10 protein-coding genes and 2 pseudogenes are annotated in these 11853 nt (G+C 67.7%); 9 read left to right on the top strand and 3 right to left on the bottom strand.

Annotated features, from left to right (window positions below; genetic code table 11):
• Positions 1–28 precede the first annotated feature (28 nt).
• The 4 genes from F1640_RS23495 to F1640_RS23510 are packed head-to-tail and all read left to right on the top strand — an operon-like array spanning position 29 to position 6342.
• Positions 29–1006, top strand: coding sequence for an HlyD family secretion protein (locus F1640_RS23495; RefSeq protein WP_124808556.1), 978 nt, complete (start codon positions 29–31; stop codon positions 1004–1006).
• A gap of 2 nt (positions 1007–1008) precedes the next feature.
• Complete coding sequence (rbbA, locus tag F1640_RS23500) at positions 1009–3759, top strand: ribosome-associated ATPase/putative transporter RbbA (protein ID WP_148092135.1); 2751 nt, start codon at positions 1009–1011, stop codon at positions 3757–3759.
• A complete protein-coding gene (locus F1640_RS23505; protein ID WP_124808557.1) occupies positions 3756–4883 on the top strand; it encodes an ABC transporter permease in 1128 nt (375 codons plus the stop codon). The genes rbbA and F1640_RS23505 overlap by 4 nt, the downstream gene beginning before the upstream one ends.
• A gap of 19 nt (positions 4884–4902) precedes the next feature.
• Positions 4903–6342 carry a TolC family protein gene (locus F1640_RS23510; protein ID WP_206694940.1) on the top strand — a complete coding sequence of 480 codons (1440 nt, stop codon included), beginning with the start codon at positions 4903–4905 and terminating at the stop codon, positions 6340–6342.
• Between the two features lie 159 nt (positions 6343–6501).
• Here F1640_RS23510 and F1640_RS23515 read toward each other — a convergent pair whose 3' ends face one another.
• A complete protein-coding gene (locus tag F1640_RS23515; protein ID WP_124808558.1) occupies positions 6502–7398 on the bottom strand; it encodes a LysR family transcriptional regulator in 897 nt (298 codons plus the stop codon).
• 174 nt (positions 7399–7572) lie between these two features.
• Here F1640_RS23515 and F1640_RS25735 point away from each other — a divergent pair.
• The 5 genes and pseudogenes from F1640_RS25735 to pcaD all read left to right on the top strand — a co-directional run.
• Positions 7573–8286: pseudogene (locus F1640_RS25735) on the top strand (enolase C-terminal domain-like protein); the annotation flags it as partial.
• A gap of 113 nt (positions 8287–8399) precedes the next feature.
• Positions 8400–8534, top strand: a pseudogene (locus tag F1640_RS25930) (muconate cycloisomerase); the annotation flags it as partial.
• Between the two features lie 128 nt (positions 8535–8662).
• On the top strand, positions 8663–8953 hold the full coding sequence (gene catC, locus F1640_RS23525) for a muconolactone Delta-isomerase (protein WP_124808560.1): 291 nt from the start codon (positions 8663–8665) through the stop codon (positions 8951–8953).
• A 27-nt stretch (positions 8954–8980) separates the two neighbouring features.
• Positions 8981–9910, top strand: a complete 930-nt coding sequence (gene catA, locus F1640_RS23530) for a catechol 1,2-dioxygenase (protein WP_124808561.1) — start codon at positions 8981–8983, stop codon at positions 9908–9910.
• Between the two features lie 103 nt (positions 9911–10013).
• Complete coding sequence (pcaD, locus tag F1640_RS23535) at positions 10014–10799, top strand: 3-oxoadipate enol-lactonase (protein WP_370449672.1); 786 nt, start codon at positions 10014–10016, stop codon at positions 10797–10799.
• Here the strand turns inward: pcaD and F1640_RS25625 are convergent.
• Together F1640_RS25625 and F1640_RS23540 are read right to left on the bottom strand one after the other, a co-directional pair.
• Positions 10792–11127, bottom strand: coding sequence for a helix-turn-helix domain-containing protein (locus F1640_RS25625; protein WP_309229354.1), 336 nt, complete (start codon positions 11125–11127; stop codon positions 10792–10794). The two genes, pcaD and F1640_RS25625, sit on opposite strands and share 8 nt — an antisense overlap.
• Entirely contained in the window at positions 11058–11819 is a 762-nt protein-coding gene (locus F1640_RS23540; protein WP_309229355.1) for a hypothetical protein, read from the bottom strand. The genes F1640_RS25625 and F1640_RS23540 overlap by 70 nt, the downstream gene beginning before the upstream one ends.
• Positions 11820–11853: the final 34 nt, after the last annotated feature.

Consider the following 11853-nt stretch of genomic DNA (forward strand, 5'->3'; position numbering starts at 1 on the left):
TCGTTTCGCCGCCCCGGAGGCCCGTTCAATGAAGCGTCTTGTTCGTCGGATCGTGCCGGCGGTGATCGCCGTCCTGCTGGCGGCGGGCTTTTTCGCGTGGTGGCAGGCGACGCGCGGCAGCGATCTTCCCGATGGCATCGTGCGGGGCAACGGGCGCATCGAAATGACGCGGACCGATGTGGCGGTGAAGTATCCGGGGCGCCTCCTGGCCCTGCGCGTGCAGGAGGGTGACCTCGTCCGCGCGGGCGAGGTGATCGCCGAGGAAGACGCGGCGGACACGCTGGCGCAGTTGCGCGGCGCGCGGGCGGCGCGTGATCGCGCGGCCGCCGCGGTGGAGAGGGCGGAAGGGGAACGCGCGGTTCGCGCCGGCCAGGCCCGTCTGGCGGGAATCGATCTGCGCGAAACGGCGAAGCTGCGCGATCAGGCGATGGTCTCGCCGGTGGAACTGGAGCAGCGCCGCGTGGCGTATGATACCGCGAGCGCGGGCGTCACGGCCGCGGGCGGCGGCGTGAACGAAGCGCGCACCGCGATCGCGCAGGCCGACGCGCAGATCGCCCAGATCGACACTGTCCTTGCCGACCTGAAGATCAGGGCGCCGGGGCCGGGCCGTGTCGAATACCGCATCGTCGAGCCGGGAACCGTGCTGCCGGCCGGGGGCAAGATCGTCTCGCTGGTCAATCCCGAGGACGTCTACCTCACGATCTTCCTGCCCGCCGAAACCGTGGCGCGGCTCAGGATCGGTGACGAGGCGCGGGTGCTGCCGGAAGGTTTCGACACGGCGATCCCGGCGCGGATCGGCTTCATCGCGCCCGATGCGCAGTTCACGCCCAAGTTCGTCGAAACGAAGAGCGAGCGCGAGAAGCTGTCCTATCGCGTCAAGCTGCGCATCCCGGCGGACGTGGCGCGCGGTCTCGATGGCAGGCTCAAGGCGGGGATGACCGCCGATGGCTTCGTCAGGACCGATCCCCGCCAGGCCTGGCCATCGTTCAAGCCCCGGAAACCGTGATCGTGGCGGTCGACCGCGCCCCGGACGAGCGGGAGCCGGCGGCTATCGACGTCGTCGGAGTGACGCATCGCTATGGCGCGGTACTGGCGCTCGACGACGTATCCCTGTGCCTGCCCAAGGGGGAGGCGATCGCGCTGGTTGGCCCCGACGGCGTGGGCAAGTCGTCGTTGCTGGGGTTGGTAGCCGGGGTCCGGAAGTTGCAGCAGGGGCGCCTGTCGGTGCTGGGACTGGACCTTTCGCAGGCGGCAGGACGCGACCGGTTCCTGTCACGCGTGGCCTATATGCCGCAAGGGCTGGGGCGGAACCTCTATCCGACGCTGACCGTGGCCGAGAACATCGATTTCTTCGGCCGCCTGTTCGGGCTGAATGCCGCCGAGCGCGCCGCGCATATGCGGCGGCTGCTCGATGCGACCGGTCTGGCGCCCTTTCCTGACCGGCCCGCGGGCAAACTTTCCGGCGGCATGAAGCAGAAGCTGGGGCTGTGCTGCGCGCTGGTCCACGATCCCGACCTGCTTGTCCTCGACGAGCCGACGACCGGGGTCGACCCCCTGTCGCGCCGCCAGTTCTGGGAGCTGGTCGATGCGCTGCGCGCCGAGCGGCCCGCGCTCACCGTGCTGGTGTCGACCGCCTATATGGAGGAAGCCGAACGCTTCGACCATCTCGTCGCCATGGACGCGGGCCGCGTGATCGCACAGGGGCGCACGCGCGCGATCATGGAGCAAGCTGGCGCGGATACGCTGGAGGAAGCCTATATTCGGCTGCTGCCCGAGGCGCGGCGGCCCTCGCAGGAAGCGCTGGTGGTGCCGCCGTGGCGTGACGAGGGCGGCGCTCCCGCGATCGAGGCGCACGATCTCGTCCGTCAATTCGGGGATTTCGTCGCGGTCGATCACGTCAACTTCCGCATCGGCAAGGGCGAAATCTTCGGTTTCCTCGGCTCGAACGGCTGCGGCAAGACCACCACGATGAAGATGCTGACCGGCCTGCTCGACGCGACCAGCGGGGCTGCCCGGCTGTTCGGCAAGACGATCACGCCCGGCGACATGACGACGCGGATGCGGGTGGGCTATATGTCGCAGGCCTTCTCGCTCTACGAGGAGTTGACGGTGCGGCAGAATCTGGCGCTGCACGCGCGGCTCTACCGGGTGCCGCGCGCGGAGGCGGGACCGCTGGTGGAACGGGCAATGGCGGAGTTCGCGCTGGCCGACCATGCCGATACGCCGCCTTCCTCGCTGCCGCTGGGTATCCGGCAGCGCCTTCAGCTTGCCGCGGCCTGCCTCCACCGTCCGGAAGTGCTGATCCTCGATGAGCCGACCTCGGGCGTCGACCCGGCGGCCCGCGACATGTTCTGGCGCCACCTGATCCGCCTTTCGCGCGAAGAGGGCGTGACCATCTTCGTCTCGACCCATTTCATGAACGAAGCCGAGCGGTGCGATCGCATCTCGCTGATGCATCGCGGGAGAGTGCTGGCGGTCGGCGCGCCGGCCGACCTCGTTCGCGAACAGGGGGTGACGCGGCTGGAAGATGCGTTCATCGCGGTGCTTGACGGCGATGCGGGCAATCCGCCGGCATTGCAGCCGGCCGATGTCGCCGGAGCACCGCCTGAAGCGCCGCGCGCCGGTGGCGTTGGCCGCTGGTTCGCCTACGCCTGGGCCTTCGCGCGGCGCGAGGCGCTGGAACTGCTCCGCGACCGGACCCGGCTCGTCTTCGCGCTGGCTGGTCCGATGGCGCTTCTCTGCATCGCCGCGTTCAGCATCTCGTTCGATGTGCAGGACATCCGCCTCGCCGTGCTCGACCACGATCGCACCGCGACCAGCCGCGATCTCGTTCGGCACTTCCAGGGTTCGCGCTATTTCCGGGAGATGCCGCCGCCACAGGGCGATGCCGATGCGGAGCGGGGGCTGCGCGACGGGACGGTGCAACTCGTGCTCGACATTCCGCCGGGGTTCGGCCGCGACCTCGCCGCGGGGCGGCGGCCGGAGGTGGGCTTGCTCATCGACGGCGGAAGCCCGTTTCCGGCGTCCAATGCCCGCGCTTACGGTGAAGCGATCCTGACCGGTTATATCGCCGACGTACTTGCCGCGACGCCGGGCGCGCCGATAACCGGGCTGCCGCTCGGGATCGAGCCGCGTTTCATCTACAACCAGGAATTCCGCAGCATCTACGCGATCACGCCGGGCGTGCTGATGCTCACGCTGATCCTGATCCCGGCGATGCTGACTGCGCTGGGCATCGTGCGGGAGAAGGAGATCGGCTCGATCACCAACTTCTATGCCTCGCCCGCGAGCGGCGGGGCCTTCCTGCTTGGCAAGCAGGCGCCATACGTGGCGCTGGCGATGGTCAGCTTCGGCCTGCTGGTGACGACCATCGTCACCGTGCTGGGCGTTCCGCTCCGTGGCTCGCTGCTGGCCCTGACCATCGGCGGGCTGCTGTTCCTGCTTGCCGCGACGGGGCTGGGCCTGATGATCTCCACGTTCGTGCGCTCGCAGGTTTCCGCCATTTTCGCGACCTCGCTGATCTGCCTGATTCCGTCGGTCAATTTCTCCGGCCTGCTCTATCCGGTTTCGACCCTGGACGGGGGGAGCTACTGGATCGGCGTCGGTTTCCCCTCGTCGTGGTTCCAGATCGTCAGCCTGGGCACGTTCACCAAGGGGCTGGGCCTGGCGAGTTTCGCCGAACCTTATCTTGCGCTGGGCGGCTTCGCGCTTGCCTATGTCGCCGCCGCCCGCCTGATGCTGCGCGAGCAGGACGTATGAGGCGCTGGATTCTCAATGTCTGGCTGCTCGGCGCGAAGGAACTGCGCAGCCTGATGAAGGACGTGACGCTGGTCCTGCTGATCGTGTTCGCCTTCACGGGGGCCATCGTCGTCGTCGCCAACGGGGTGAAGGCCGAAGTCTCCAACGCCTCGGTCGCGATCATCGACAACGATCGCTCCGAACTTTCGCGCCAGTTGCGCGATGCGGTGCGGGCGCCCTATTTCAAGCCGCCCGAAGACATCGCCCGCGCCGACGTGGTGCCGGCGATGGACGCCAGCCGCTATATCTTCGTGATCGAGATTCCCGAACGCTTCCAGGCCGATGTCCTGGCCGGTCGCGCGCCAACGGTGCAACTGCTCGTCGATGCCACGGCGATGACGCAGGCCGGGCTCGGCGCATCGTATTTCCAGCAGATTTTCGCGCAGGAGACGCTGGAGTTCCTCCGCGCGCGGGGGTTGATGGAACAGTTGCCGCTGCGCGTGACGAGCCGCATCCGCTTCAATCCCAACGCGACCTCCGCATGGTACACCTCGGTCATGCAGATCGTCACCGACGTCACCGTGCTGGCGATCATCCTCGTCGGGGCGGCGGTGATCCGCGAGCGGGAACACGGTACGATCGAGCATTTGCTGGTCATGCCGGTCCGCGCCAGCGAGATCGCCTTCGCCAAGATCCTGGCCAACGGTTTCGTCATTCTCGTTGCGTCGGTCGCCTCGCTGTGGTTCGTGGTCCATGGCGCACTGGACGTTCCGCTGGCGGGGTCGCTGGCCTTGTTCGCCGGCTCGATGCTGATCTATCTGTTCTCGGTGACCGCGCTTGGCATGTGGATGGCCACGATGGCGCCGAGCATGCCGCAGTTCGGCCTTTTCGCGGTGCCGGTCTATGCGATCGCCTATCTGCTGTCCGGAGCGGCCACGCCATTGGAAAGCATGCCGCCGACGATCAAGGCGCTGGCGGAGTGTCTGCCGACGACGCAGTTCGTCACGCTGTCCAAGGCGATCCTCTATCGTGGTGCGGGCATCGACGTGATCTGGCCGGAACTGGCGCTGATCTGCGGCTGGGGTGCGTTGTTCGTAACGCTGGCCGTGCAGCGCTTCCGCGCGATGCTGGCGCGGCAGGGATGAAATGCGGGGACGATCGAAAATGAAGGCGCTTGCACTTCCGCTGCTTGCGATGCTGCCGCTGGCGGCGTGCGTGGCCCCGCCGCCGGCTTCGCCGCCCGTCGCTCCCGTGGCCGCGCCCGCGCGGTTCGATGCCCCGCGGGCGAACGGGGAAGGCGATGCCGATGCGCGGGCTGAAGACGTGCGGCGCTGGTGGACGGCCTGGGGCGATCCCGCGCTCGATCGGCTGGTGGAACGCGCGCTGACCACCAATCACGACATCCGCATTGCGCGCGCCAATGTCGCGGCGGCGCGGGCGATGGTTGCCGTCGCCGAATCCGCGCTCTATCCGACGGTGGCCGCGCATGGCGCCGCGTTCGGAACCGTCAGCGACGGTGGGCTGGATGGGGCGCTGGGGACGCTGGTGTCGTCGCTGCCCGGCGCCGACAACGGCGTGACCGGCGGAGGGTACGCCATCGGCCTTGGCGCGAGCTGGGAACCGGACGTGTTCGGCGGACGCCACGCCGATGTCGCCGCGGCGCGCGCGCTTGCGCTGGGTACGGCCGAGACCGAGGCCGGCGCGCGGCTGCTGGTGGTCGGCGATGTCGTCGAGAACTACCAGCAGTTGCAGGGCCTGCGTCGACGGCTGGCGCTGCTGGATGCCAGCGTGGCGACCGCCGGGCGCCTTGTCGCCTATGCCGGGGCGAGAATGCGTTCGGGGTCGGCGACCGCCGCCGATGTCAGCAAGGCCCGTGCCGCGCTGGAGACCTTGCGCGCCGGCCGTGCCCCGATCGAGGCCTTGATCGACGTGCGCCGTCGCCGACTGGCAGTGCTGGCCGGAGGGACGCCCGAACAGGCGGTGGAGACCGGCCCTGCCGATGGCCTGACCGTGCCGCCGCCGCCCGGCGGGCAATTGCCCTCGACCGTGCTGGACCGCCGCCCGGACGTGCGCGCCGCCGCCTTCGCGGTTACGGCGCGCGCGGCGAGGCTGCGCAGCGCGAAGGCCGATCTTCTGCCGCGCTTCGGCATCCAGTTCCTTGGCCAGAACGGGCGGATCGACCTCGGCGGGCTGCCCGGCTTCGGCGGCACCGGCGGGCTGGCGGGCATCTCCGCCTGGGTGCCGGTGTTCAACGCCGGCCGCCTCAGGGCGCGCGTGGCGATGGGCGATGCGGAACTCGTTGCGGCGATGGCTAGCCATGACAAGGCGGTGGTTACCGCGCTGGAGGAAGTGGAAGGCGCTTACGGCCTGCGCACGGGATTCGATGGGCGGCTTGCGGGATTGCAGCAGGCGCTGGCGACTTCGACGCAACGCGCGGACCAGGCCGACGCGCTCTACCGTGCCGGCCGCATGACGCTGGGCGATGTGTTGCAGGCGCGCCTTTCCGCGCTGTCGGACCAGGATGCGGTGGAGCAGGCGCGCATGGCGCAGGCCACGGCAACGGTCCAGCTCTTTCGCGCGCTGGGCGGTGGATGGCAGGAGTGACACCCCAATGCGGCGAGCATGGCTCACCGCATTGGGGTTAAGCCCGTGCGGCGCTTGAGCATTTCCAAGCTGTGATGCGTCAGCATCTCAGCAGCTTGGCATGAGCACGCGGGCGTCGGATGACCGGGTATCCCACGCCCGGAACTCCGCTGCGTCGGTTCAGTCTCGCGGCACCCCGTGCACGTCGCGGCTGATCGCGATGAGCTGGGCGAGTTCGGCCGAAATGTCGCCCATGCGATGGATCATCATGATCGGCGAGCGCGCGGTGTTGTCGGCGATGGGGAGATAGGCCACGTCGTCACGCCGGAAGCGTTGCACCGATTCCGGAACGATGGTGAAGCCGGCATGGGCGGCGACAAGGCCGATCGCGGTCTGGAGCTCGCGCACTTCCTGCACGCCGCTTGGTTGCAGGCCGGCGTCGTGGAAGATGCTGAAGACCTGGTCGGCATAGCTGGGGCGGGCCGGCCGCGGATAGGCGATCAGGGTCTGCCCGACCAGGTCTTCCAGATGGACAGGGCGCCGTGCCAGGGCGAGGGGGTGATCGGCTGGAACGGCCGCCAGCAGCTTCTCCTCGGCCAGCACGATCCGGCGGATGGCCGGGTCCTCGAAGCGCAATCGTCCGAAGCCGGCGTCGATGCGTCCTTCCTTAAGCGCCGCGATCTGTTCGGTCGTGGTGCATTCGAGGACAGAGACCTCCACATTGGTCGCGCGGTCGCGGAACAGGCGGATCACTTCGGGAAGCGGGCCGAACAGGATGGAACCGACGAAGCCGATCACGAACCGCCGCTGCCCGTGCCCGGTGAAGCGGCGCATCATGTCGCGCAACTGGTCGACGCCCGCCAGCAGCGGCACGGCATGTTCGTAAAGCAGCCGCCCGGCCTCGGTCAGCCGCACCGGGCGGGAATCGCGGTCGAACAGGTCGGCGCCGATTTCCTCCTCCAGTTGCCGGATCTGCCGGCTGAGCGGCGGCTGCGCCACGTTGAGCAGTTCCGCCGCGCGCGTGAAGTTCTGTTCGTTGGCTACGGCGACGAAATAGCGGAGGTGCCTCAGTTCCATATCATATCCAAAAGGTATCGATCCGTACCGAGACGATCTTTCACGAACGCGGGGGGAGTCAATAGAAGAGCCGCAATATATGGCGGTTGGGAAAGGATTCGGCCTTTGGCGACCATAGATACAATTGATACCTGGATCGTCGATGTCCCGACGATCCGCCCGCATGTGTTGTCGATGACCTCGATCAGTCGGCAGTCGATGGTGCTTGTGCGCGTGCGCTGTTCGGACGGGGTGTCCGGGCTGGGCGAAGGGACGACGATCGGCGGACTTGCCTATGGCGACGAAAGCCCCGAGAGCATCAAGCTCACCATCGACACCTATTTCGCGCCGCTGCTGGTCGGAGCGGATTCCACGATGCCCGCCGCGCTGATGACGCGGCTGCGGCAGAACGTCGTGGGCAATCACTTCGCCAAGAACGCGGTGGAGACCGCGCTGCTCGATTGCATCGCGCGGCGTGCCGGCGTGCCGCTGTCCGATCTGCTGGGCGGGCGCCAGCACGATCGCCTGCCGGTGCTGTGGACGCTGGCCAGCGGCAATACCGCGCAGGACATCGCCGAAGCCGAAGCGATGATCGAGGCCCGGCGGCACAATGTGTTCAAGCTCAAGATCGGCAAGCGCCCCCTGGCCGATGACGTCGCCCATGCCGGGGCGATCAAGCGGGCGCTGGGCGCCAGCGCCTCGGTGCGGGTGGACGTCAACCAGGCATGGGACGAACAGACCGCGCGGAAGGGTGCGCGGATGCTGGCGGACGCGGGCATCGATCTGATCGAACAGCCGCTGCCGCGCGCCGACCGGGCGGGCATGGCGCGCCTTGCCGCCAGCGCCCCCATCGCGATCATGGCGGATGAAGCCTTGCGCGGCACGCACGACGCGTTCGATCTTGCGGCGATCCGCGCGGGCGATGCCTTCTCGATCAAGGCGGCGCAGGCCGGCGGGTTGATCGCGGCGGGAAGGTCGCGGCGATCGCGGAGGCGGCGCATATCGGCCTCTATGGCGGCACCATGCTGGAAGGCAGCGTGGGTACGGCGGCGGCGGCGCACCTGTGTTCGACGTTCGCCACGCTGGCCTGGGGCACCGAACTGTTCGGGCCGCTGCTCCAGACCGAGGAAATTCTCGCCACGCCGCTCGAATACGCGGACTTCGCGCTGACGGTGCCGAAGGGTCCGGGGCTCGGGATCGAGCTTGACGAGGACAAGGTCCGCCACTTCCGCCGCGATGCGCCGGAGCGCACCGTCGTCATGCTCAACCAGGTCGCGAGGTAATCATGCTCTTTCAGGTGGAAATGCTCGTCAAGGTGCCGGCGCATCTCGATCCGGCCGAGTTCGACCGGCTCAAGGCCGAGGAAAAGGCGCGGGCCGAAGACCTGCAGCGGGCCGGCACATGGCGACATCTGTGGCGGCACGTCGGCGCCTATGCCAACACCAGCATCTTCGACGTGGCGAGCAACGAGGAGCTTCACGCCATCCTCACTGGCCTGCCGCTGTTCCCTTTCATGGACATCACGGTGACGGCGCTGTGCCGCCACCCTTCGTCAATCCACAGCGACGACCGCTGAGGTCGCGCAAGCTCAAGGAGAGGTTTCATGGCATCACAACTCGTGCAGGAATCCGGCGTGCAGAGCTATCTCGCCCGCATTGCCGGCGTGGACCAGGCTGGCGGTGACGCGCGCACCAAGGCGATCGTGCGGCGCATCGTGTCCGACCTGTTCACCACCATCGATGATTTCGATGTGACGGCCGAGGAATTCTGGCACGCGCTGCACTTCCTGCAGGAAGCCGCGCCGGAATTCGGGCTGATCGCGCCGGGTCTCGGCTTCGATCACTTCCTCGACATCCGGATGGACCGCGCCGACAAGGCCGCCGGCATCGCGGGCGGCACCCCGCGCACGATCGAAGGCCCGCTCTACGTTCCCGGCGCGCCGCTGGCCAAGAGCTTTGCGCGGCTGGACGATGGCACCGACACGGGCGAGACGCTGATCATGCACGGGCGCGTCTTCGACCTTGATGGCAAGCCTGTGGCCGGCGCGATCGTCGATGTCTGGCATGCCAATACCAAGGGCGGCTATTCGGTGTTCGATCCCTCGCAGACGGCCTACAACAACCGCCGCCGCATCGAGACCGGCGCCGATGGCAGCTACAAGTTCCGCAGCATCGTGCCATCGGGCTATTCGGTTCCGCCGCAGGGCGGCACGGACCGCCTCCTGTCGGCGATCGGTCGCCATGGCAACCGTCCGGCGCATATCCATTTCTTCGTGTCCGCGCCGGGCCATCGCCATCTGACCACGCAGATCAACATCAACGGCGATCCCTATCTGCACGACGATTTCGCCTTCGCCACGCACGATGATCTCATCCCCGAGATCGTGCGCCGCGAGGAACCGGAAGCGATCCATGCCGAGAACCTCAACGGCCCGTTCAGTGAAATCGCTTTCGACTTCGTGCTGCACCCGGCCGTCGATACCGCCGAAACCGAACTCATGGCTCGCCATCGCGCGCCGGCGGTAGCGGCCTGATCCCGCGCAACGATCGCATTGCCGGGACCATGCGCCGTGGGGACGGCGCGTGGTCCCTGCGCCTTTGGCAAGGACGGAGACGAGCGGCATGATCGAAACGGGAATGGCGACGGTAGGCGATGGCTGCGCGATCGCGTGGCGCATGGACGGTCCGGAGGACGGAGCGGGAGATGCGCCGGTCGTCGTCCTGTCCAACTCGCTCGGCACCGCGATGGACATGTGGTCGGCGCAGGTGGCGGCGCTGGCCGCCCGCTTCCGGGTGCTGCGCTATGACACGCGCGGCCATGGCCGCTCCGACGTTCCGGCCGGCGCCTACGGGCTGGACCGACTGGGCCGCGACGTTCTCGATCTGATGGATGCGCTTGGCATCGCACGCGCGCATTTCTGCGGACTGTCGCTCGGCGGGATGACCGGCCAGTGGCTCGGCGTTCATGCGCCCGACCGGTTCGACCGGCTCGTGCTGGCCAACACCGCCGCCTACATGGGGCCGCCTTCGGGATGGCAGTCGCGCATTGCCAGCGTACTGGAGAACGGCATGGCGGGGATGACCTCGGCCATTCTCGAACGCTGGTTCACGCCCGAATTCCGCGCCGCCGCGCTCGGCGGCATCGCGCCGGTGCGCGAAGGACTGCTGGCGACATCGCCTGCGGGCTATGCCGGGTGCTGCGCCGCGATCCGCGACATGGACATGCGCCCGATCATCGGCCTGATCGACCTGCCCACGCAGCTGATCGCCGGCGCCCGCGATCCGGCCACGCCGTCGGCCGACGCCGAAGTCCTTGCCGCCCGGATTGCGGGATCGCAACTGGTCACGCTCGACGCCGCGCATCTGTCGAATATCGAACAACCCGCGGCGTTCAACGCCGCGCTGCTCGATTTCCTCAGTTGAGGTTGCGCAGCGTTTCCGAAGGCAGCTCGCCGAACATCTTGCGATACTGCGCGGAAAAGCGGCCGAACTGGTAAAAGCCCCATTTGCAGGCGACCGACGTAACCGATGTGCCCGGCTCTGCCTGGCGCAGATCGTCCCGTGCACGTTCCAGCCGCACGGCCTTGAGGAAAGCCATCGGCGAGGTGCCGCGAAAGCGGCGGAAGCCATCGAACAGCGCACGGGCGCTGACACCGCTCACATCGACCAACTGGTCCAGCGTCACCGGTTCGGCGGCATGGGTGATGATGAACTGCCCACGCGGCGGACGTGGTGCGGGGCGATCTTGCACGGCTGCGGGCGCAGATGCTCCGAATAGTTGTTGGGGTGGCTTTCCAGCAGTTTCAGGATCAGCAGCGTTTCAAGGCTTCCCAGCACCGCGCGGCTTTCGCTTCCCGATGCGGCGGAAAGTTCCATGCTGAGCAATGAGGCATAGTGCCACCAGTGCGCGTTCTCGGCACTGACCGGCATCTCCTGCGCGAATTCGAGTTCGCGGCTGAGCGGACGGCCGATCATCATCGTGGCGTGATGGTCGAGCGCCCGGTTGCTGATCTGGACCACGCGCTGCGTGCAGTCGGCGGACCAGTGCATCCGTTTGAGATCGCGCGTGTTCACCACCGAAGCGATCGCCGGAGTGCTCAGGACGGTTCCCTGGCGTGTACCGATCTCGGCCATCCCCGCGAGCGGCTGCATCAGCAGCAGCATGTCCTCGTCCTCGATCCCTTCGATCGAGACTTCCGCGCCATAGGTCATCGCCCCGATGCCGATGTCGTTGAGGCGCTTGTGGTTGAGCCAGGCGTCGAGCCGCTCGCCGCGCCGCGCCACCGAGAGGTGGTGCGGGCAATAGGTCCGCGCGATGTGCTCGCGCACTTCGCTGAGGCTGTTGGACGAAAAGACGGCAAAGCCCGGCAATGTCTCGCAGGCATTGCCGCCTGTCATCATGGCAATCTGGCCGGCAAGGCCTGAAATGGAACCGCTGCCCACTGTTCCCCCCGTGATTTTGCTCCCTGTTTTGACA

Origin of the sequence: Novosphingobium sp. NBM11, from assembly GCF_015390225.1 — a bacterium.
Classification (GTDB): domain Bacteria; phylum Pseudomonadota; class Alphaproteobacteria; order Sphingomonadales; family Sphingomonadaceae; genus Novosphingobium.